Genomic DNA, 21,534 nt, shown 5'->3' with positions numbered 1-21,534 from the left:
TGCTCTTCTATATTACATATCCTTACCTATTGGTTAAGCAGCAAGTTTTATAATTACTTGTTTATAAAAATAATTATTTGACTTCCTTATTAGATTACTATAACTAATTTTTAAAGACTTTATAGGAGTTAATAAATCTCCCATTATAGTATTTTTTCTGATACTTTTTTCTTTGCACTGCAATTTTAATTCCTCCTTTAAAATTGTTTTATAATTTTTTTTATTTAAAATAAAAAACCTCCTTATGCCTTAGACGCATAAAGAGGTTTTGTACAAACCAACCAATCTTTATCACCCAAAGCTTTTGCTTTGTTGGTATTAGCACCTTACACTAGCAGGTTGCTGTGGAGTCATCAAGCCAATCTCTCGTCCACTCTTGATAAATATTATTAAATTATCTAAGCCATAGTATAATTTAATAATACTTATCTGTCAATACTTACTTTTAAGTAATAAAAAAAACCCTCTGCCTCTGAAAAAATTCAGAGGCAGAAGGTTAACTTCCGCGGTCCCACTCTGGTTAGACAAAAAATGTCCATCTTTATTCTGATACTGACATACCATATCTCTGTAACGGGAGATTCCGTAAAAGCCTACTAATTTCGGTTTTATGCTCATAGGGGCACTTCAGATATATTTGCACATAAAGCTCTCTCAACCAAGGAGCCTCTCTCTGTCTGATCCATATAACTTACTTTTCCTATTCACAGCATTTATTCTTATAATTCCAATATATTTAATCGGATTTTAATTAGATTATAAATGATGCTTTAATAAAAATCAATATATTTTTTATATCAAATTATGCTAATTTTCGATCTTTTAACTCTATATAGGGTTTCTAATTAGAAACCCCATATAACATTATAAAGTCTACTTAAAAGATTTATTAGCCTAAATTTGATACGCTGATTCCATGCTTTTTTATTTTATTGTATAGAGTGTTCCGCTGCATTCCAAGTATTTCTGCGGCATGAGTAATATTACCTTTAAATATTTTTAAAACCTTTAAAATATGCTGTTTTTCAATATAGTCAAACTTTAAATGCTCTTTATTTAAATCTAATAGTTTTACTATTTTACAATCTTTTTCACTAAAATAACCTATAGGCATCATTTCTGCTTCTACAATAAGTTTAACTATATTTTTTAATTCTTCAACGTTTCCCGGCCAATTATAACTAAGCATTTTCCAGCTGTATTCTTGAGGTATAATAATATTATTCTTATTACATTTTTGGGCTTCTATCTTCATAAAATGCTCAGTAAGAACGGATATATCACTTTTTCTATTCCTAAGTGGTGGAAGATAAATAGGCAGTACATTTAATCGATAAAATAGATCTTTTCTTAAATTTCCTTTTTCAACTTCTTCTTTTAAATTTTTACTGCTTGATGTTATAATTCTTACGTCTACAGGTATAGGCCTATTGCTGCCAACTCTGGTTATAACACCTTCCTGAATCATTTTAAGTATTTTTGTTTGGGCACTTCTTGATAAATTCCCTACTTCTTCAATAAATATAGTACCACCATCAGCTAGTTCAAGCTTCCCTACATTAATTTCCTTTTTACCACTTATTGTGTCTTCATATTCATATCCAAAAAGCTCCGATTCAATAAGTGGTTTGAGAATTGAACTACAATTTACTTTTACAAAAGGACCATCCATTCTACTGCTGTAGTTGTGGATAGACTCTGCAAATAAATTTTTACCTGTCCCACTTTCTCCTGTAATAAGCACTGTTCCTTTATTATTAGATATCTTTTTAGCATATTCAATTGTACAAGTGATACTCTCTTCTTCACTAATTATTTTATCAAAGGTATAAAAAGCTTGATAGTTTTTGAATTTGTCACTAAAATTTCTGCTTTTGCTCAATTCTTCAAAAATATATACTATCTCAATTATATTGTCTTCTGTATTATATATTGGTTTTGCCATTAACCTATATTTAGAATTATTTAGTATACTTACTTCCATTGAAACACTTTTACTTAAATATATTTCTTTTATTATGTTATCCCAGTCCTTCACAACATCCTTAACTTTTAATGATTTTAATTGCTCCTCTGTAGCTCTGAATATTTCTAAAGCTTTTTTATTATAGGTTCTTATTTTTCCCTCTATATCAGATATAATTAAAGCTTTTGGGATTGCATCGAAAACTGTTTTTATGTGTTTATCTATTACGTATTGAATCTTGTTTAATCTTTGAATCTCAATCATTTTCTTAATAGAGCTGCAGGAAGACATAATCATACCTATGGTATGAGGATGGAACTTTACTGAAGTCCCTACAATGCTTAGAATTCCTATTATTAAGTCATTGTTATCTTTTATAGGAGCAGCAAAGGATGTCCATTTACTATAGGCCTTAATATAGTGTTCTGAGGATGAAATCATTGCAGGGCATTTGTTTTTTATTGCCATTCCTATAGAGTTTGTTCCAATGTTTTCTTCATCCATGTATGCACCAGGTATTATTTTCATATTAGAGATCTCAGCAACTATCTTCTCATCACCAATAACACTTAGTATGCAGCCATCACAGTCTGTAAGTATATAAAAAAATTCATCACACTCTGAATATTTAACCAAATTCTCCATATGAGGCAAAGCATTTATAATTAATTCTCTATTAATTACATATTTAATATTAAGTTCTATTTCATCTAGTATCTTTTTGCTAAAAACTTGTTCAGTATCAATGCCAATATTTCTGCATCTTTCATGAGAATTTTTAATATCTGATTCTTTAATCACTTCTATTACTCCTTTTACAAAGTATTAACTTTATTTGCTGCTTCTTCTTATTTTTATCAACTCTGCAGCTATGCTAATGGCTATTTCTTCTGGAGTTTGCGCTGAAATTTCCAGTCCTATAGGACAAAATACTCTGTCTAATTCCTCCTGAGTGTATCCCTCATCTTTTAACTGGCTGTAGATAAAGCTTCTTTTTGTCTTACTTCCTATCATACCTATATATTTAGCATTTGTTTCTAAGGCTTGTGCTAAAATATCTTTATCGTAAGCATGTCCTCTTGTTATTATCACTATATAACTTTGATCATTTATTTCTATATGTTTTAAAATATCATCAAAGGCAGAAAGTATGATGATTTTATCTGCGGTTTTAAATCTTTCTTTATTAGCAAACTCTCTCCTGTCATCTAAAACTACAATTTTAAAATCTAACATTTTCATAACCTCTGCTAATTTTTGAGATACATGTCCAGCACCAAATAGGTATACTGTTTCACAATTCATTACAGGTTCTATCAGGTATTTCTCCTTATTTGCCATAAGCACTTGCACTGTTACTTCCTTAAAATTTTCTCTAATCTTTTGAAATACTGGTTGGACTATATCACTTTCTTCCCCATAAAAATCAATTTCAGTGCAAATCCACTTGCAGCTATTATGAAAAATTTCATCTTTACTTTCTATTTTTGTTACTATTGAAAAATTTATTCCCTGTTTCCTTAAGTTAGATGACTTCTTATATATTTCTGCAATATTATTGTTCTCAGCATCAACATATTCCATTAGTACTTTTAATTCTCCGCCGCATACAATTTCTAGAGAGCTCCCACCTTCAGTTGACAAATCAAGGTTTTTAATTATAGATCTTTTGTTATCAAACACCTCTTTGGATAACTTAACTGTAAGAGCCTCAAATAGGCCTCCACCAATAGTGCCTATAATTGAATAATCCTCTTTTATTATCATTTTAGATCCTCGCTTACGAGGCGCTGAGCCATTTTTATGTAAAATAGTAGCTAAAACAAAATTTTCTCTTTTATCTATAAGCTCACTTGCTATATCATATATCTGAAACATGTATACCACCTCTAATAGCAATATTTTATATTTATACTATAAAATATTTATGTTATATTGTCCAATGTGTAAAATTAAATTAATGATTATTTTTTGAACATTGCGCATTATTTAAACATTTTTTATAATACTGTTGTTGTTTACATATAATATTTAGTAAGTTAAACTAGATATGTATAAAATATATAAAGTTCAACTGATTCAAATTAAACAGAAGTAGGTCGTTTTTATGATATTAAGTCCTTTAATTATATCTTTAAAAGTATCTTTAATTTCAACAATTTTTACATTAATTACTGGTGTCTTCTTAGCAAGAGTACTTACAAAGTATAATTTTAGAGGTAAGGATATATTAGAAGCTATAATAATTTTACCAATGGTACTTCCTCCCTCTGTAACAGGATATGGTTTGCTGATTTTATTAGGTAAAAAAGGCTTTATTGGAGAAGTACTTTATAATCTCTTTGGAGTACATTTAATATTTACCACTACAGCTGCTTGTATTGCTTCTTATATCGTTTCTTTACCATTAATGTATCAAAGTTGTAAGGCAGCTTTTACGAGCGTTGATAAAATATATGAAAACACTGCTAGAACTCTTGGTGCCAGTGAAGCTAGAGTATTCTTTAAAGTTACTTTACCTTTGGCTTATACTGGAATACTTAGTGGTACAATTCTTTCTTTTGCCAGAGCTTTAGGAGAATTTGGTGCTACACTTATGGTAGCTGGAAATATTCCTGGCAAAACACAGACAATTCCACTAGCTATATATTTTGCAGTTGAAGGTGGAGATACTAAAACTGCAAATATACTTTTCACTATTGTCTTGATATTTAGTTTTACTTTAATTTATGGACTAAACATGTGGACAAAGAAAAAGAATAATAATTAGTTTAAGGTGGAAATAATAAATGATTGACATTAAATTATTTAAAAAAATGAATTATTTTAATTTAGATGTTAGCTTTTCTATTGATAAAGAAGTTCTTGTTATTCAAGGTCCTTCAGGCTCAGGGAAAACAACAATATTAGATTGTATATGTGGAACTAAGGCTCCTGACGAAGGAGCTATAACAATGAATGGTAAGACAATTTTCTCCTCTAATAAAAAAATAAATATGAAAATTAAAGATAGAAATATTGGATATGTTTTTCAGAATTACGCTTTATTTCCTCACATGACTATAAAACAAAATATATCCTTTGGAACTAAATGCAAAAAACTAAAGGATTCTGATTACATAGATTACTTGATGAATGTATTTAACATTTATCATCTTGAAGATAGATACCCAAGTCAAATATCCGGCGGTGAAAAGCAAAGAGCTGCTTTAGCAAGAGCACTGGCGGTGAGACCTGAGATGCTACTTTTAGATGAACCTTTTTCTGCCTTAGATGTGAACACTAAAAATTCTGTGTATAAAGAATTTCTTCAATTAAAGAAGTTATGGAAAATTGATATTATATTAGTTACTCATAATCCAGAAGAGGCTCGTTTATTAGGAGATAGGATAATAAATATTGAATCCGGTAACATTTGTGATGTTGAAACTCCAAAACGTAACATAATTATGTAATTAAATATATATTTTACGCATCGATGCTTTTAATCAACTAACATTTTATTTCTACTAGAATACATTGTTCTAGTAAATTGATAACTTTACGAGGGGGAACTTGTATTGAGAAAAATATTAATTTCTGCAATGACGCTTTTAGCATTAATTTCCTTTACTGCCTGCGGTAAAACAGCAAATGAAGCTAATAAAAGTCCTGAAAAAAATATTACTATTTCTGCAGCCGCTAGCTTAAGAGATGCTTTAAACGAACTCAAACCAAAATATGAGCAAAAAAATAATGTGAAACTTACATTAAACTTTGGTTCTTCTGGAACCTTACAAAAACAAATAGAGCAAGGAGCTTCTGTGGATATTTTCATTTCTGCTGGTATGAAGCAAATGGATGATTTAAACGCTAAAAGCTTAATAGATAAGGATACTAAGAAAAATCTATTGAAAAATAAGCTAGTTCTAATAGTTTCTAATGATTATAAAGATAAGATTAAGAACATTAATGACGTAATAAACAATGACGTTAAAATATCCGTAGGAGAACCTGCTTCTGTTCCTGCAGGTCAATATACTAAAGAAACACTTACAAACTTAAATCAGTGGGATAAAATCAGTTCAAAAATAGTTTATGGTAAGGATGTAACTCAAGTAGCAACTTATGTTGAAAAAGGTGAAGCTGCTGCTGGCATAGTTTATAATTCTGATACTATAAGTCTAAAAAATTGCTCTATAGTTCAAGTTTTTGATGAAAAATTACATAAACCAATACTATATCCTGAAGCTGTTATATCCTCCAGTAAAAATAAAGATGAAGCTAAAAAGTTCTTAGAATACTTAAATTCAGAGGATGCTAAGGCTACATTTAAAAAATATGGTTTTGAAACTGTGGGTTAAAAATTCTATAAAATAAGCAATTTTGCTATCAATATTATAATTACAAAGAAAAGAGTCCTATTTAAGGCTCTTTTCTTTATAATTTTGTTCAAACCATCCTATTATATTTTTTATTCCATCTCCGTCATTTTCATCTTCAAGAATAAAGCTCCTTACTGCATTATCAGCTACACTTATATCTACTGCGATTAAACCATTGTCTTCTCCAACTATAATTGTTCCATCTTTTCTGGGATCATTTTTAGACCTAAATATCATTCCTTTAGTATTAAAATTGCTTTCAATTGCTCTTATATTTTCACACTCAAGAAAATCTTTTATTTTGCTTTTTAAATTACTCAATATTTTTTCAAAGTCATCTGGAGTAAACTTACTCATAATACCTCAACTCCTTCCATAAGTAATGTATTTTTCTATCTGTCTATATTTAGTTTCAAGTTAAATATATATTGTAGTTCTATCCATTGCTAACACTTTTTCTTTTAATCATTCTTATAATAGTTAGTATCATCCCAATGGCACAAATTGAAGCCGCAGCTATGTATACAATATTCATAGCATATATAAATACATCATGTCTTCCTGGTACAAAGCTAGTAACATTATATCCTATCTTTGCACTCATCCTGTTATAAAGCAGTGCTACTGAAAAAGCTATTCCAAAAACCATCCCCATATTTCTCACTAGAGCATTAACGCTTCCTGCTATTCCCAACTTATCGCGAGGCACAAGAGACATAACAATAGAATTATTAGGTGATTGAAATAATCCATTTCCTAAGCCTAATACTGCAACTCTAACCACTATATCAAAGTATGTTGAAGTTGTATTTAAAAATCCTACTAAAAGAAGACCAACTGTTGTTGCAAACAAGCCTAAAACAGTAAGAAGCTCGCTGCCTATTTTGTCTGAGAGATAACCACTTATAGGTGCAATGGTACCTGCACTTATTGGAAAAATCATCATTAGTATACCTGCTTTTCCCGGACTAATATTCATTATATATTCAAGATAAAATGGATGAATTATATTATTACAAAATATCGCCACAAAAGAAACAAAGGCACAAAATATGCTTAAATTAAATAGCTTATTATGAAACATTTTGAAGTCAAGCATTGGATGCTCCACCTGCTTTTCCACAAAGTAAAAAGAAACTAAAGCAACAATACTTATTACAAAGCTTATTATAATTTTGTAATTTCTCCACCCTAAGCTTTCTCCACTTAACATAGCCCAAAATAGTGATACAACAAAAATTATAAATATAATAGAACCTTTTAAATCAAAATGTATAGGTCCTTGAGATTTTTCATCTATAGGCAATATTTTTCTTCCTGCCAAATACCCAATTATTCCTATTGGAATATTTATTAAAAATATAGACTGCCAATTAAAAAATTCTACCATAATTCCTCCTATAGGAGGTCCAAGCATTGTACCTACAGCAACTGTAGTAGCGGAAAGTCCCAATGCCCTTCCTCTTTCATTTGGAGGAAATGTTGCTGCAATTATACCTTGATTCGATGACATAGTCATAGCAGCACCAATAGCCTGAATAATTCTAGAAAAAATTAAAAACCTTACAGTCCCTGATAGTCCACACAATAATGATCCAATTGTAAATATTAAAAAGCCATATTGATAAACTTTGCTTTTCCCTATTATGTCTGCCACTCTTCCAAAAATCAGCACAAAAGCTGAAACAACAATTAAATAGCTAGTAACAACCCACTGTATTTCATCTAATCCAACAGAAAGCTTAGAAGACATATCCGGGAGCGCTACATTTACAATGCTGCTATCTAGTGTAGCCATAAGGGTACCTAATAAAACTACCGTTAAGATAATCCATCTTCTTTTGTATATTTTTTGTTTTTCATCTTCACAGTTCATTTTTTCTTTAAACATATTAAGATATATGCTCCCTTCACTAGTAAAAAGTTTCTAAGCAAACTTTATATAATATTTTATTTAACTGCATTATATATAGACCTTTCTATTAATATTTTGCCCTATTTATAGCTTAATTATTTTTATGGTGTTATATATTTAAATGCTTAGAATTTTTTCCTATAAGATCTAACAAAGCCCTCTCTTACTCTTTTCTTTATCAACAAGTTTTAATAATCAGATAGTCTTTAATCTAAAATAAAACTACCCATTATTCATAGGTAGTTTTTTAAAATTAATATTCTTTAAGTTTTACTTCTATAAGTTCCTTAGCTACCGCTGGGTTAGCCTGACCTTTAGTAGCTTTCATTACCTGACCCATCAAGAATCCGGCAGCTTGAAGTTTTCCATTTTTATAATCTTCTATAGATTTAGGATTTGCAGATAAAATTTCATTTACAACCTTTTCTAAAACCTCTGATGAGCTTATCTGGCTTAATCCCTTTTCCTTTACTATATCTTCTGGATTTTTGCCGCTCATAAACATTTCATCAAATACTTCTTTAGCAGCAGTACCGCTTATTTTTCCTTCGTCAATAAGCTTTATAAGCCTATATAGTAACTGTGGTGCTAAAGTCATATCACCGCATTCCATTTCTTTTTCCTTTAATATTCTGAGCAAATCGCCTAAAATCCAATTTGATGCAGTTTTAGGGTCAGCTCCTTCTTTTACCACTCCCTCGTAGAATTCTCCAAGAGCCTTATCTCCTACAAGAATCTCCACTTCTTTTTCTCCTAATTTATATTCTTCTATAAATCTTTGTTTCTTTGCATGTGGAAGCTCTGGAATATGGCTTCTTATAGCGTCTATTTGTTCATCTTTTATTATAATTGGAGCTAAATCTGGATCTGGAAAGTATCTATAATCATCCGCATCTTCCTTAGATCTCATAGGAACTGTTCTTCCCTTTCCACTGTCCCATCTTCTTGTTTCTTGTTTTATTTTATGCTGCTCGCCATAAGTGTATAATTCTCTTTGACGTTTTTCTTCTTTTTCAAGAGCTTTTTGAAGCTCTCTAAAAGAGTTTATATTTTTAAGTTCTACTTTAGCATTTAATTTTTCTTCTCCTATAGCTCTTATTGAAATGTTTGCATCGCATCTCATTGAACCCTGTTCCATTCTACAGTCAGAAATCTCTGCATACTCTAAAATAGATTTTAATGCTTTAAGAAATGCTACTGCCTCCTGCGGTGAACGTAGATCTGGCTCAGTAACTATTTCTGCTAGTGGAACTCCTACACGGTTATAGTCTACTAATGAGAATGGCTCATCCTCAAGATGCACAAGTTTTCCAGCATCTTCTTCAATGTGTATTCTATTTAAACGAACTCTCTTTTTAACTCTATCTAATTCGAATTCTACATATCCACCTTTGCATATTGGCATGTCAAATTGAGATATCTGATATGCTTTTGGAAGATCTGGATAAAAGTAATTTTTCCTATCCATTTTGTTTAATTTATTTATTTCACAGTTTAATACTGTACCTGCCTTAACAGCAAGGTTAATTACTTCTTCGTTTAGAACTGGGAGTGTTCCCGGCAGTCCCAAACATATAGGACATGTGTGACTGTTAGGCTCTGCTCCAAATTCTGTGGAACAGTTACAAAATATTTTAGTCTTAGTGTGTAATTCAGCATGTATTTCAAGACCTATTATAGTTTCAAAGCTCATAATTAGGCTCCTTCCTTTTTAAGTTAATTTACTACATAAACAGGGTTCTAAATTTTAGCATCTTTATTTTCATTATTAAAATCAAAGTGTGTTTTAAGAGTAATTTCTACATCAATTCACTACTTAATTGCTAGTGCATCTATATTTAGCTCCTGCTCTAAGGCATAAGCAGCTTTTAATATTTTCTTTTCACCAAAATGTGGTCCAATAATTTGAACACCTATTGGAAGACCTTCACTGCTGAAGGCACATGGTATTGATATAGCAGGCACTCCAGCCAAGTTTATATTTACGGTATATATATCTGCTAAATACATCTCTAGTGGATTTGAACTCTTCTCCCCACTTGAAAATGGTAATATTGGTGAAGTAGGACTTAAAATCAAATCATAGCTTTCAAATACTTCTTTATACTGCTCTTGTATCTTCTTTCTGAGCTTTTGTGCTCTATTATAATAAGCATCATAATAACCTGAGGATAATACATAGGTTCCAAGCATTATTCTTCTCTTAACTTCTTTTCCAAAGCCTTCACTTCTGGACATTTCCATAAGTTCATCTACTGTTTCATAATTCTTAGCTCTGTACCCGTATCTTATTCCATCGTATCTAGAAAGATTTGAGCTAGCTTCTGCTGAGGATATTACATAGTAAGCTGAAAGACCTTCTTCTGTAATAGGCAGTGATATTTCCTCTACTACCGCTCCCATGCTTCTTAACTTTTCCATTGTATCTTTAACAGACTTTTCTATTTCACTATTAAGCCCTTTTCCAAAGAATTCTTTTGGAACTGCAATCTTTAATCCATCAACTCTGCCATCTAATGCGCTTAAATAGTCTTTTTCTACTTCTTTGTTATAACTAGTGCTATCCATTGAATCATGACCTGCAATTACTTCTAGCGTAAGTGCACAATCTCTAACGGTCTTTCCGAAGGGACCTATTTGATCAAGTGAAGACGCAAAAGCAACTAATCCAAATCTTGATACTAACCCATAGGTAGGTTTAAGACCTGCAATTCCACAGAAGGCTGCGGGCTGACGGATAGAGCCACCAGTATCAGATCCTAAAGATATTGGTGCTATCCCTGCTGCTACTACTGCGGCGGAACCACCTGATGAACCTCCTGGAACCCTTTTTAAATCCCAAGGATTTTTTGTCTTCTTAAATGCGGAATTTTCAGTGGAAGATCCCATTGCAAATTCATCCATATTTGTTTTTCCAATAATAACTGCATCTTCTTCTTTTAATTTTTTAACCACTGTAGCATCATAAGGTGGAATAAAATCTTCTAGCATTTTAGATGCACAGGTAGTTCTAATTCCGTCTGTACATATATTATCTTTTATAGCAATAGGCACCCCTGCTAATTTACCTACTTTTTCTCCCTTTTTGATTTTTTCATCAACAGCTCTTGCGGTTTTGAGCGCTTCTTCTTCACATAATGTTAAATATCCATCCACATCTTTATCTACTTCTTTTATTCTTTTAAATAATTCTATTACAACTTCTTCAGACGTAAATTTCTTTTCTTCTATACCTTTTTTTATCTCATAAGCTGTCATAGCTCCTATTCTCATAAGACTTCCTCCTGATTTTAATATTTAATTCTCTACTCAATTATCTTTGGAACTTCAATATAAGTTTCTCTTTTGCTTTTAACATTTTGAAACAGTTTTTCCTTATCTTCAAAGACTTTCTCTTCATCTTTTCTTATCACTGACTTCAAGCCTTCTCCCTTGGGATGTATATCTATGTCACTTAAATCAAATTTATCTATATATTCAAAATGTCCTAGAATTGCACCAAACTCTGCTGCCATTTTTTCTGCTTCTTCTTCCGTAAACTTTAATTTTGAAAGTTTAGCAATATATTTTACTTCATCAATACTAATCATTTTTCTTTCCTCCATTTCATTATTTGGGTTCTGCTAACGCAGTATGACGCAAAATATGCTATCATATTCACTTGTTATTTATTTGAATATTCCTAGGGTGTCATTCTTTTCATATCTCTTGGTAGTAACGTAGACTCTCTTATATTTTCTAGGTTTAATATTTTCATAGTTAATCTTTCAAGACCTATTGCAAATCCACCATGTGGCGGCATGCCATATCTAAAGTTTTCAATGTAGAAATCAAAGTCCTCAGGGTTTAATCCAAATTTTATAATGTTTTCTTTTAACATTTCATAGTCATGAATTCTTTGACCTCCTGTAGTTATTTCCAAACCTTTATATATTAAGTCAAAGCTTCTTGTCATTCCCTTACCATCAGGCATTGCATACATTGGCCTTTTGAGAGCAGGATACTCTGTAAGAAAAACAAAGTCACTTCCATAAGTTTCTTTTACATATTTTGAAAACAAAATTTCTCCTTCAGCATCTATATTTCCTACTGGGGACTTTTTGCCACACTTTTCTAATAATATTCTGTGAGCCTCTGAAAGAGGTATTCTAGGAATCTCAACTTTTTCTGGAAGCTCTATTTCATACATTTTTAACTCATTTGGACAAGTCTTTCTTAGATACTCAAATAGATATCTTATGAAACCTTCTTCTAAATCCATAACATCATTTTCATCCTTTATGAATCCCATCTCTACGTCAAGACTTACATACTCATTTAAATGTCTCCATGTGTTGTGAAGCTCAGCTCTATATGCGTGCCCTATCTCAAATACTCTTTCAAATCCAGCTCCTACCATCATCTGCTTATAAAATTGAGGACTTTGAGCTAAAAAGGCTCTGCGATCAAAGTAGTTTACAGTAAAGACTTCTGATCCACCTTCAGTACCTGTTCCTAATATTTTTGGTGTATGAATTTCTGAAAATTTCTCACCTCTTAAATAATCTCTGAAAGCTGTTACTATTTCTTCCTGAACTTTAAAGATTGCTCTTTTCTTTGGCGCTCTAAGACTTATGCCTCTGTGGTCTAATTCCGTTTCTAGGTGTACTTTTGTCTTCCCTTGATTAACTGCTATTGGAAGCATATCATAATAGGTTTTTCCTAAAACTTTTAAATCTTTAATTTGCAATTCAATTCCACCAGGTGCCTTAGGGTTTTCAACTTTAGTTCCTACTACTTCTACACTCATTTCTGCCTTCAACTCTTTAAGTGTTTCTTTATCTGCAACTAATTGAATTATTCCTGTTTTATCTCTAAGGTGTACAAAACCAAATTTTCCCAAATCATGAATTTTGTGTATCCATCCTCTTACTAAAACTTCATCACCATGAGCCTTTTTAACATCTTCTACATATACTCTTTCTTTTGACCCTACTTCTTCTTTTTTTACTAACATTTCCATAATCTTTACCTCCTAAATTTTTTATTTTTTCTTCACCAATATAAAAACGTCCCTGTATCTTAAAGATACAGGGACGAATACAATTCCGCGGTGCCACCCAAATTAGCATTAAAGCTCTCTCATGATATCAGCAAGCATGTTTTTATCGAAAATAAAATATTATTTTCATTCATTTTCAATAATATTCTGTACTTTAGCGTTTTTAGAAATAAAAAACGCCCTTATACCGTTATGGTATAGGGACGAATAATTTCCGTGGTGCCACCCTAGCTAGCTTTTAATAGCCATCTCAATTCAGTACAGATAATACATTGAAAAATCATGCTTTCTCGATACTTAGTCCTCATAACGCTGGACGCTGCGTCTAAGCCTACTCTTACAAATTTCGGTTAGCACTCTAGGGTGTTCTTCAATACAGTGTTCATATTCGGTTTCCACCATCCCGAATTCTCTTTAAATCCCGACTATATTTACTCTCCCTGTCATCGCTTTTCTGAAAATTCAACTTTATGTTATTTATTATAATCACAATATTAGTATACGTCAATACCCTATTTTAATAATTTTTTAATATCTTTGCTGATTTATTTATAATGAGTTATTACTATAACTTATTACATGATATTATATCAATAGAGTAAAGGTTACATTATAAAATTAATTTTTATTATATAATTTTTTTCATAGTTCTATTATCTTTATCTGGAGTTTTATTGTTGTTTTTATCCATTCTTAAGTACACTCCATTATAAAGTTAAGTTTTCCACAAAAAAGACTTTTATTCATGATTTCTATTAAAAAAGACTGTATTTCTATTACCAAAACAACAGTCTTTTCTAGATTATTAAATTTTCATTGCATATGACATAACAGCTACTCCAAAAGCACCGATAGCTAAAACATTTTCTATATTATTAATATTTATGCCTCCTATAGCTATAACAGGTATGTTAGCACTGCTGCATATTTTTGATAAAAAATCTATTCCCTTACCTTCTAGTCCAGGCTTACAATCTGTTTCAAATATGTTCCCTGCTATTAGGTAATCTGCACCTAACTTTTCCGCTTCCAAAGCTTCTTCATGTTTATGAATTGAAACGCCATAGATAAATTTGCGTTGCCCGCTTTGAATTCTCTTCTCCAATCCCATCTTTTCAGCTATATTTTTAAAAGCTTGAAAACTGCTATGAAAACCATCCGCTTTAATATCCATAGCCACGTCAATGTTTCCATTCACAATTAATGGAATATTATACTTTTGTGTAATGTTCCTAACACCTAAAGCAATATCTTTAAGCTCTTCATAATCCAAATCTTTTTCTCTTAGTATTACTCCATCGGCCCCCATTTTTGCACATCTTTCTATTACGTCGTAAATACTTCCTTCTCTTATGAGCTTCCTATTTGTTACTATATATATCTTTTTATTTCCTTTAAGTTGAAACATATTAAGTTCTTCTTTATAACCCTGCATTTAAGTCTCCCCAATCTTTAAACACTGGATTATATCCCTTTTTTATTATTACCTCTTTTATCTCTTCTACAGTTCTGTTATCTGCAATGTCAAATTGACCATCTCCCTTATCACCCTCTGAATGACCTCCAACTTCTGTAGAAACTCCTGCAGACATCTTAGTAACTCCAAGAAGAATAAAGTTGTCCCTAAAATCCTTGCTTTCTCTTGTGGTAATATTAATTCCCGCTCTCTGCAAGAATATTTTATAAGCTAAAGCTACTTGAACTACATTTTTATCTGTAACTTCAAATATATCCACAAAACTTCCTGCATGAGGCCTTATTCTAGGTACAGACATATTGATTTCTACGTCAGGATATATGTCCTGGATGTGCGCTCCATGAAGTCCAGAAAAGAATGCCTCACTTCTCCATTCATAAAGTCCCAGTAATGCTCCTACTCCAACAGAATGAATTTTGGCTCTACAAGCTCTATCAGGAGTTTCAAGTCTGTATTTATAGTCTTTTTTAGGTCCACTAATATGTACCTTATCGTATACTTTTTCGTTATATACTTCTTGATAAACTGTGAGACTGTCCACGCCAGCTTCAATAAGTTCTGCATACTCTTTTTCTTCTAATGGATATATTTCTATGCATATTGAACTAAAATATTTTTTTAGTATTTTTATACAATCTTTTATATATGATACTGGAGTGTAATATGAAGACTCACCAGTTAGAACTATTATATGCTTTAATCCAGTTGCTGCAATAGCTTTGGCCTCCTGTTCCACTTCCTCAAAAGCAAGCTTTTTTCTCGCAATTTTATTTTCAACGTTATATCCGCAGTAGGCACATCTATTTTCACAATAGTTAGCAATATATATAGGTGTGTATAGCACTATACTTTTTCCAAAATGCCTTAATGTAATATCTCTTGCCTTTTGTGCCATGGCTTCTAAGTAATTTTCAGCTTTTGGTGAAAGTAGTTTTAAAAAGTCCTCTTCATTTATCCTGTCCTTCGACAAAACTCTTTCAATGTCATTATTCGTCACTTTTTCAAAATAATTATTAAAATCAAAATCCTGAAACTTTCTTATTGTTTCATAAAAACCCATTTTTTCACTTCCTATCGTAAAAATCCTGTAAGAGGAGATGAGGCTTCTGCATATTCTCTTTGAACACCTAGTTTTGATAGATAAGCCATTCTGCCTGCTTGTACTGCGAATGAAAATGCTTTAGCCATTAACATTGGATCCCCGGCAGTAGCTATAGCTGTATTTACCAGCACTGCATCTGCTCCCATTTCCATAGCTTCCGCTGCCTCTGAAGGTCTTCCTATCCCAGCATCTACAACTATAGGTAATTTTATTTCATCGATTAAAATTCTAACCATCTCTTTTGTTCTTATGCCCCTATTTGTTCCTATAGGTGAACCTAAAGGCATTACTGCTGCTGCACCAGCATCGACTAGTCTCTTAGCATCCATTAAATCTGGATTCATATATGGAAGAACTACAAATCCTTCCTTGGCTAAAACTTCTGTAGCTTTTATTGTTTGAAGATTGTCTGGAAGAAGATATTTGTTATCAGAAATAACCTCTATCTTAACCCAATTGCCACAGCCAGCAGCCTTTCCCAATCTAGCAACTCTAATAGCCTCTTCTGCATTTCTTGCTCCTGAAGTATTAGGAAGTAGTATACAATCCTTGTTTATAAAATTTAATATATTTTCATCCTTTGAGTTTAAGTCCACTCTTCTTAATGCAACAGTAATAACCTGTGATTGTGAACTTTCTAAAACCTTACCTATCATTTCATTAGATGAGTACTTACCTGTACCTACAAATAATCTGCTATTTAATTCTGTGCCACCAATTATTAATTTATCCATGATAAAACCTCCATTTATTCTTCTCCTAATATGATTCTTAACACTGTATTTGCCTGATGATTTGCAGCTATGGCTACTCTAGGCGCCATAAGTCCACAGCCTGGTTTAGCTTCATTTTCTCCATCACCAACTAGATAAAAGTTCTCTTTTATCTTTTTAGTAACAATTGAATTGCTGGAAAAGTACCCTGCCATGCCGGAAGCTGCAACTATTTTCTTGTTTTTCATTTTACTTAACACTGTATTTACGAGCAGAGCTTTGGAAACTGGATTGTCAAAAGCCTCCACTATTATGTCTACGTCTTTAAAAGTTTCAATTATATTGTTCTCCTCAATAAAGATCTCCTTTTTTTCAATTTTAACGAAGGGATTGCAATCACTTATTATTTGCTCTAATGCGTCTGTTTTTTTCATACCCAAATGTTTTATAAAATACTGCTGCCTGTTTAAATTACTTGGCTCTACTACATCAAAGTCTATTAAAAGTAGTCTGCCAATTCCTATTCTTGCAAGTGACACAGCTATATTTGAACCAAGGCCACCTAGTCCCGCAATTCCTACGGAAGCTTGTTTTATTTTTTCATGGACAAAGGGTGTATGTCTTGACATAAGCATCGCTTCCATATCTTCTGCCTTAGGAATCTCACCTTTCTTTATAAAGACAACTTTATCATTTTCTTTTAGCTTATAATCTACTTTTATGATAAATCCATTATATACAATTACATCTGCATCTTTTTTGATACTTTCCTTGAGCTCAAAAACAGTAGTGTTATTCTCTATCTTATACTTTTTCTCATTTACAAAAATATTAATCACTTTAGCCACCTCCGACAAAACGGATTATTTCAACTTTAGATTCACTGGTTAGCTTTCTTGAAGTGAATTCATCTTTATTCAATATTTCTAAATCCACTTCTACTACGATCTTCTGACAATCTAGATTTAGAACCTTAAGTAATTCTGAAACTGTAGTACCTTCTTTTATATTCATTACTTCACCGTTTATAATCATTTAACTCCCTCCTTTTTGTCAAAATAAAAAGGAAAGCAAATAAATATATGCTTCCCTCATAACCTAATCTATTAGGATACTTAACACCTAAAATTGCGAATATTACTAAAATAAAAAATCACAAATTCGGAGAATTTGTGATAAAATACAGCTATCCCGTATCTCCCTACGTTGGCATTACCCAAATCAGGTTATGAGGGTAAGGAATAACATTCCACTCTCAGCCTATCTTTATAGGCTCCCCTTGATATAATATTAAATTGTTATCGATTTCTAAGTTTAATTTATCATAAACCATATTATAAATCAATAGCTATATACAATTGTAACCATCAATTATAATTAACAATATTACATTTTTTGTATATTTAATGAATTTTTATTGCATTAAGCTATGATATAATTGTATTATATTATTTGAAGTACAAAATGCTTAAATCTTTAATTTAACTAAGTATTACAAAATGGAGGATCTTTATGAGTTATAACAAAAATATGCTTCCTTATTTATCTGCTACTACTACATCTATTATATTTGGTTTAAGCTTTTTATTCTCTAAAAGAGCTTTAAATGTAGCGTCTCCTTTTTCGCTGCTTTCCTTTAGATTTTTAACTGCTTTTGTAATAATGACTTTACTTGTAACTTTTAAAGTTATCAAAGTAAACTATAAAAATAAGCCTGTAAAAAATTTATTTTTCTTAGCACTTATGGAGCCTGTAATTTATTTTATTTTTGAAACCTATGGAATTAAGTATTCATCATCATCTTTTGCAGGGATTATGATAGCGCTTATTCCTATAATCGTTACAATATTGGCTTCATATTTTCTTAAAGAAAAGTTTTCTAGCCTTCAATTATTTTTTATAATTCTGTCGGTATCAGGTGTCGCTTATATTGCCTTTATGAATAGTACAAATTCAGGAAGTACCGGCATAATTGGTATTGTGCTTCTTATAATTACAGTAATGGCCGCTGCAGTATTCAACATACTGTCAAGAAAGCTTTCCTCAAGTTTTACACCTATGGAAATAACCTATTTTATGATGGGTTTAGCGGCATTATTCTTTAATATAGTTTCAATAGGTGAACACATGATATACGGTACTTTTAGCAATTACCTTTTACCACTTAAGAGTAAGGATTTTATTATATCTATCTTTTATTTAGGAATTTTGTCTTCAGTTATTGCATTTTTCTTAGTAAACTTTACTCTCTCTAAAATTGAAGCTTCTAAATCAGCTGTATTTGCAAATCTTTCAACAATAGTGTCTATTGCTGCAGGAGTTATTATATTACATGAAGAGTTTAAATATTATCATATAATTGGTTCTATCATGATACTTATCGGAGTTTGGGGAACCAGCCGCTTTAGCTTTAAAGATGAAATTGTAGCTAAAGAAATTGAGGGGGTATAATAAGACGAGAATAGGCAATGCAGTGCCCCGCCGGCCACAGAAGTCATAGTTGAGAAAATACTGTTATCCTTTCTCACAAGAAAAACAAAAGATGATTGGCAGCCGAGCACAAAAGATATATTTTACTCAAACAGAGGCTATATCAAACAGAGGCTATAAAAGTTAGAATATACAGCCCTTGGATTCCTTATATTTTTTATTTGTAGCAATGAGATAGATTATCTCTAATATACAAAAGGTGTTAATGATAATTAATGCTATATACCATCCTAATTGTTTAAGTCTGGCAGCTCTCCATAGAGCTAATCCTTTCCAGACCACAGCCCAAATGATTAGAGGATAAAAAACATAGGGATTATTAAATATGAGTTGAATGTTATTAGGCAAAATATCAGCTCCTTTTTACATAATACCCATTAAATAGATTTTGCATATGTTTAAATTATTATTCGTGCCGCATATTTATTTGATTTGAGTGGAAGAGAAGCATATTGAAAATAAATGGATTTCTCCTCCTACTAAAGCTGCAAAAGTCATCTAACTAAACACTTTTTTAGTTAGATGACTTTTTCTAATAAACCATTTATGATCAATTTTCTTTTTGTGTGTTAAATTATATTGTAAGAAGACTTTTTACAGCTCTCTGTGCCCAAGTAGAATCTTTAAAAATAGCTCTTCCTACACCAATAAGATCTGCCTTCCGATCAGCTAACAGCTGTTCAGCAGCTTTTGCTTCCGTTATTCCGCCAGTTAGAATTACAGGAATTGAGATAACTTTCTTAGCAGACTCTGAAAGTTGTGCAAAATATCCCTGCTCACTACAACCTGGTATAACATATCCACAAAAACCACCAGAAATATCCAAAATATCTATTCCAGCTTTTTCAAATTCTTTAGCTGCAATTTGACTATCTTCTATAGTGCTTCCATCCTCCATATAATCGGAAGCTCCTAACCTCAAAAGAATAGGGAAATCATCACCTACAGCTTTGCGCACTGCTTCAATAACTTTAAGATGAATACGAATACGGTTATGAATGCTTCCACCATACTCATCTTGTCTCTTGTTAGTTAACGGAGAGAAGAATTGATTAAGCAGATATCCATGGGCAGAATGTATTTCCACTCCATCAAATCCAGCTTCCTTTGTACGGCGAGCTGCATCATGGAAGGCCTGAATAATATCATCAATTTCTTTATTTGTAAGTTCACGTGGTATATTTCCTTTACGTGGATTTATAACTGCTGAAGGGCCAACTGGCATTGTTCCTATAACTTCTTTTTCTGCTGCACTTCCAGCATGGTTGAGCTGCATAATAGCTTTTGAACCATTTTGATGAATAATATCAGCTAACTTTCGTAAACCTTCAATCATATTATCATCAGAAACAGAAAGCTGATTTTTGCTTGCTTTCCCTTCTGGAGTAATAAAACTGTGTTCAATTATAATTAAGGATATATTTCCTCCTTCAGATTTTTCCTTATAATAATCAAGAATATCTTGACTCACTTTTCCATCAGATTCGGCCTTTGCAGTAGCCATAGGTGGCATAACCAAGCGATTATCTAATCTTAACGTCCCCACTTGTAATGGTTTAAGCAAATATGACATAAGCATATCCTCCTTTTATTAAACTCTTCTTTTTATCATTTTATACTATTTAATATTATATATGTTAACATTTAAACACTAACATTTATATTAACTAAAAACAAGAATGCACTTTCTATATACATAGTTACAGAAAAGATACATATAAAATCAATAAAGAATTAAATCTATACTTGATGGTAAAGTACTGATTTAACTCTTTACTAGAAACTAAGTATTTTCTTTAAATCCTCATATCTAACATAAGCAAAAGTGCATCTTTCTGTGTATTCTTTGGCTTTACTACTATTGCCATTAAGATAACTCCAATGGAACCTAACAAGGAATTCTATAAAAATTTAAAATTACAATTAAACTGATTATATTTCTGGAAACCATATTTTCATCTCACGTTCAGCATTTTCTGCGCAATCAGAAGAATGAACAGCATTTTCGGATTTTGATACTGCAAATTGACCTCTTATGCTGCCCATATCCGCATCTAATGGATTGGTTGCTCCATTTATTTTCCTCACCAACTCAATAGCATTGTCTGCTTCTATAATTAAAGCACATACTTCACCTCTTGTAATAAAGTTAACAAGTTCTTTAAAGAATGCTTTATCTTTATGTTCAATATAATGACTTTCTGCAATTTCTATGGATGGCTTTATTATCTTTAAAGCTGATATGTGTAGTCCTTTTTTCTCATAAATAGAGATTATTTCACCCATTAATTTTCTCGCCATAGCATCTGGTTTAATAAGCACCAATGTTTTTTCCATTATATCATCCTTTCTATCATTGACAGACGTTTTTAGTAATATATTCCCAAAACACCCAACTATTATTCCTATTGCAAAACATGTTACATCAAATTTACTAATTATTTCAATATAATTAATTCGACAAAT

The 21,534-nt window shown here is 31.6% G+C and carries 21 protein-coding genes, 2 riboswitches and 2 other annotated features; of the genes, 4 read left to right on the top strand and 17 right to left on the bottom strand.

Annotation, left to right across the window (positions count from 1 at the left end; translation table 11 throughout):
- Positions 1–33: 33 nt before the first annotated feature.
- The 3 genes from ACZ5N4_RS12040 to ACZ5N4_RS12030 form a co-directional block, all read right to left on the bottom strand.
- Positions 34–183 carry a hypothetical protein gene (locus tag ACZ5N4_RS12040; RefSeq protein ID WP_464210225.1) on the bottom strand — a complete coding sequence of 50 codons (150 nt, stop codon included), beginning with the start codon at positions 181–183 and terminating at the stop codon, positions 34–36.
- 102 nt (positions 184–285) lie between these two features.
- Positions 286–386, bottom strand: a riboswitch (SAM riboswitch).
- Between the two features lie 95 nt (positions 387–481).
- Positions 482–717: a binding site (T-box leader), on the bottom strand.
- A 172-nt stretch (positions 718–889) separates the two neighbouring features.
- Positions 890–2,767 (bottom strand): sigma-54 interaction domain-containing protein, encoded by a 1,878-nt coding sequence (locus tag ACZ5N4_RS12035; RefSeq protein ID WP_464210224.1) that lies wholly within the window; start codon positions 2,765–2,767, stop codon positions 890–892.
- A gap of 30 nt (positions 2,768–2,797) precedes the next feature.
- Positions 2,798–3,844 carry an XdhC family aldehyde oxidoreductase maturation factor gene (locus ACZ5N4_RS12030; protein ID WP_464210222.1) on the bottom strand — a complete coding sequence of 349 codons (1,047 nt, stop codon included), beginning with the start codon at positions 3,842–3,844 and terminating at the stop codon, positions 2,798–2,800.
- Between the two features lie 229 nt (positions 3,845–4,073).
- Between ACZ5N4_RS12030 and modB the strand changes: the two genes are divergently transcribed.
- The 3 genes from modB to modA all read left to right on the top strand — a co-directional run bounded on the left by modB (position 4,074) and on the right by modA (position 6,309).
- The gene (gene modB / locus ACZ5N4_RS12025; protein WP_464210220.1) at positions 4,074–4,736 is read left to right on the top strand and encodes a molybdate ABC transporter permease subunit; all 663 of its coding nucleotides are present in this window, start codon (positions 4,074–4,076) and stop codon (positions 4,734–4,736) included.
- 19 nt (positions 4,737–4,755) lie between these two features.
- Positions 4,756–5,421 carry an ATP-binding cassette domain-containing protein gene (locus tag ACZ5N4_RS12020; RefSeq protein ID WP_464210218.1) on the top strand — a complete coding sequence of 222 codons (666 nt, stop codon included), beginning with the start codon at positions 4,756–4,758 and terminating at the stop codon, positions 5,419–5,421.
- A gap of 105 nt (positions 5,422–5,526) precedes the next feature.
- Positions 5,527–6,309 carry a molybdate ABC transporter substrate-binding protein gene (gene modA / locus ACZ5N4_RS12015; protein ID WP_464210217.1) on the top strand — a complete coding sequence of 261 codons (783 nt, stop codon included), beginning with the start codon at positions 5,527–5,529 and terminating at the stop codon, positions 6,307–6,309.
- A 57-nt stretch (positions 6,310–6,366) separates the two neighbouring features.
- Here modA and ACZ5N4_RS12010 read toward each other — a convergent pair whose 3' ends face one another.
- The 11 genes from ACZ5N4_RS12010 to thiS form a co-directional block, all read right to left on the bottom strand.
- Complete coding sequence (locus tag ACZ5N4_RS12010; protein WP_464210215.1) at positions 6,367–6,687, bottom strand: hypothetical protein; 321 nt, start codon at positions 6,685–6,687, stop codon at positions 6,367–6,369.
- A 79-nt stretch (positions 6,688–6,766) separates the two neighbouring features.
- A complete protein-coding gene (locus tag ACZ5N4_RS12005) occupies positions 6,767–8,221 on the bottom strand; it encodes an MFS transporter (RefSeq protein ID WP_464210214.1) in 1,455 nt (484 codons plus the stop codon).
- A gap of 277 nt (positions 8,222–8,498) precedes the next feature.
- Positions 8,499–9,938, bottom strand: a complete 1,440-nt coding sequence (gene gatB / locus ACZ5N4_RS12000) for an Asp-tRNA(Asn)/Glu-tRNA(Gln) amidotransferase subunit GatB (RefSeq protein WP_464210212.1) — start codon at positions 9,936–9,938, stop codon at positions 8,499–8,501.
- Positions 9,939–10,057: 119 nt separating this feature from the next.
- Entirely contained in the window at positions 10,058–11,518 is a 1,461-nt protein-coding gene (gene gatA / locus ACZ5N4_RS11995) for an Asp-tRNA(Asn)/Glu-tRNA(Gln) amidotransferase subunit GatA (protein ID WP_464210210.1), read from the bottom strand.
- Positions 11,519–11,550: 32 nt separating this feature from the next.
- Complete coding sequence (gene gatC / locus ACZ5N4_RS11990) at positions 11,551–11,850, bottom strand: Asp-tRNA(Asn)/Glu-tRNA(Gln) amidotransferase subunit GatC (RefSeq protein ID WP_464210209.1); 300 nt, start codon at positions 11,848–11,850, stop codon at positions 11,551–11,553.
- A 77-nt stretch (positions 11,851–11,927) separates the two neighbouring features.
- Positions 11,928–13,247: an aspartate--tRNA(Asn) ligase gene (gene aspS, locus ACZ5N4_RS11985; RefSeq protein WP_464210207.1), complete on the bottom strand. Its 1,320-nt coding sequence runs from the start codon at positions 13,245–13,247 to the stop codon at positions 11,928–11,930.
- Between the two features lie 235 nt (positions 13,248–13,482).
- Positions 13,483–13,742 (bottom strand) — a binding site (T-box leader).
- A gap of 349 nt (positions 13,743–14,091) precedes the next feature.
- Complete coding sequence (locus ACZ5N4_RS11980) at positions 14,092–14,721, bottom strand: thiamine phosphate synthase (protein WP_464210205.1); 630 nt, start codon at positions 14,719–14,721, stop codon at positions 14,092–14,094.
- The gene (gene thiH / locus ACZ5N4_RS11975) at positions 14,708–15,823 is read right to left on the bottom strand and encodes a 2-iminoacetate synthase ThiH (protein WP_464210203.1); all 1,116 of its coding nucleotides are present in this window, start codon (positions 15,821–15,823) and stop codon (positions 14,708–14,710) included. The genes ACZ5N4_RS11980 and thiH overlap by 14 nt, the downstream gene beginning before the upstream one ends.
- Positions 15,824–15,834: 11 nt before the next feature.
- Positions 15,835–16,599: a thiazole synthase gene (locus ACZ5N4_RS11970; protein ID WP_464210201.1), complete on the bottom strand. Its 765-nt coding sequence runs from the start codon at positions 16,597–16,599 to the stop codon at positions 15,835–15,837.
- Between the two features lie 14 nt (positions 16,600–16,613).
- Entirely contained in the window at positions 16,614–17,414 is an 801-nt protein-coding gene (gene thiF, locus ACZ5N4_RS11965; RefSeq protein WP_464210914.1) for a sulfur carrier protein ThiS adenylyltransferase ThiF, read from the bottom strand.
- A gap of 4 nt (positions 17,415–17,418) precedes the next feature.
- Entirely contained in the window at positions 17,419–17,613 is a 195-nt protein-coding gene (gene thiS / locus ACZ5N4_RS11960; RefSeq protein ID WP_464210200.1) for a sulfur carrier protein ThiS, read from the bottom strand.
- Positions 17,614–17,760: 147 nt separating this feature from the next.
- Positions 17,761–17,868: riboswitch (TPP riboswitch) on the bottom strand.
- Between the two features lie 222 nt (positions 17,869–18,090).
- Between thiS and ACZ5N4_RS11955 the strand changes: the two genes are divergently transcribed.
- Complete coding sequence (locus ACZ5N4_RS11955; RefSeq protein ID WP_464210198.1) at positions 18,091–19,029, top strand: DMT family transporter; 939 nt, start codon at positions 18,091–18,093, stop codon at positions 19,027–19,029.
- Positions 19,030–19,191: 162 nt separating this feature from the next.
- Here ACZ5N4_RS11955 and ACZ5N4_RS11950 read toward each other — a convergent pair whose 3' ends face one another.
- The 3 genes from ACZ5N4_RS11950 to ndk form a co-directional block, all read right to left on the bottom strand.
- A complete protein-coding gene (locus ACZ5N4_RS11950; protein ID WP_464210196.1) occupies positions 19,192–19,416 on the bottom strand; it encodes a DUF5652 family protein in 225 nt (74 codons plus the stop codon).
- Between the two features lie 226 nt (positions 19,417–19,642).
- The gene (locus ACZ5N4_RS11945) at positions 19,643–20,641 is read right to left on the bottom strand and encodes an NADH:flavin oxidoreductase (protein ID WP_464210194.1); all 999 of its coding nucleotides are present in this window, start codon (positions 20,639–20,641) and stop codon (positions 19,643–19,645) included.
- A gap of 359 nt (positions 20,642–21,000) precedes the next feature.
- Positions 21,001–21,405, bottom strand: a complete 405-nt coding sequence (ndk, locus tag ACZ5N4_RS11940; protein ID WP_464210192.1) for a nucleoside-diphosphate kinase — start codon at positions 21,403–21,405, stop codon at positions 21,001–21,003.
- Between the last annotated feature and the right edge of the window lie 129 nt (positions 21,406–21,534).

It is taken from the genome of Clostridium nitrophenolicum (genome assembly GCF_055391695.1).
Note: the sequence above shows the minus strand (reverse complement) of the source record. Positions and strands in the feature narration are given on the sequence as shown.

What these genes read in the sequence shown, in the direction of transcription:
- thiS (WP_464210200.1), bottom strand. Translation starts at nt 17,613, where the DNA reads ATGATTATAAACGGTGAAGTAATGAATATAAAAGAAGGTACTACAGTT.
- ACZ5N4_RS11970 (WP_464210201.1), bottom strand. Translation starts at nt 16,599, where the DNA reads ATGGATAAATTAATAATTGGTGGCACAGAATTAAATAGCAGATTATTT.
- ACZ5N4_RS11945 (WP_464210194.1), bottom strand. Translation starts at nt 20,641, where the DNA reads ATGTCATATTTGCTTAAACCATTACAAGTGGGGACGTTAAGATTAGAT.
- modB (WP_464210220.1), top strand. Translation starts at nt 4,074, where the DNA reads ATGATATTAAGTCCTTTAATTATATCTTTAAAAGTATCTTTAATTTCA.
- ACZ5N4_RS12020 (WP_464210218.1), top strand. Translation starts at nt 4,756, where the DNA reads ATGATTGACATTAAATTATTTAAAAAAATGAATTATTTTAATTTAGAT.
- ACZ5N4_RS12010 (WP_464210215.1), bottom strand. Translation starts at nt 6,687, where the DNA reads ATGAGTAAGTTTACTCCAGATGACTTTGAAAAAATATTGAGTAATTTA.
- gatA (WP_464210210.1), bottom strand. Translation starts at nt 11,518, where the DNA reads ATGAGAATAGGAGCTATGACAGCTTATGAGATAAAAAAAGGTATAGAA.
- ACZ5N4_RS12030 (WP_464210222.1), bottom strand. Translation starts at nt 3,844, where the DNA reads ATGTTTCAGATATATGATATAGCAAGTGAGCTTATAGATAAAAGAGAA.
- ACZ5N4_RS12005 (WP_464210214.1), bottom strand. Translation starts at nt 8,221, where the DNA reads ATGTTTAAAGAAAAAATGAACTGTGAAGATGAAAAACAAAAAATATAC.
- ndk (WP_464210192.1), bottom strand. Translation starts at nt 21,405, where the DNA reads ATGGAAAAAACATTGGTGCTTATTAAACCAGATGCTATGGCGAGAAAA.
- gatC (WP_464210209.1), bottom strand. Translation starts at nt 11,850, where the DNA reads ATGGAGGAAAGAAAAATGATTAGTATTGATGAAGTAAAATATATTGCT.
- ACZ5N4_RS11955 (WP_464210198.1), top strand. Translation starts at nt 18,091, where the DNA reads ATGAGTTATAACAAAAATATGCTTCCTTATTTATCTGCTACTACTACA.
- thiH (WP_464210203.1), bottom strand. Translation starts at nt 15,823, where the DNA reads ATGGGTTTTTATGAAACAATAAGAAAGTTTCAGGATTTTGATTTTAAT.
- gatB (WP_464210212.1), bottom strand. Translation starts at nt 9,938, where the DNA reads ATGAGCTTTGAAACTATAATAGGTCTTGAAATACATGCTGAATTACAC.
- aspS (WP_464210207.1), bottom strand. Translation starts at nt 13,247, where the DNA reads ATGGAAATGTTAGTAAAAAAAGAAGAAGTAGGGTCAAAAGAAAGAGTA.
- ACZ5N4_RS11980 (WP_464210205.1), bottom strand. Translation starts at nt 14,721, where the DNA reads ATGCAGGGTTATAAAGAAGAACTTAATATGTTTCAACTTAAAGGAAAT.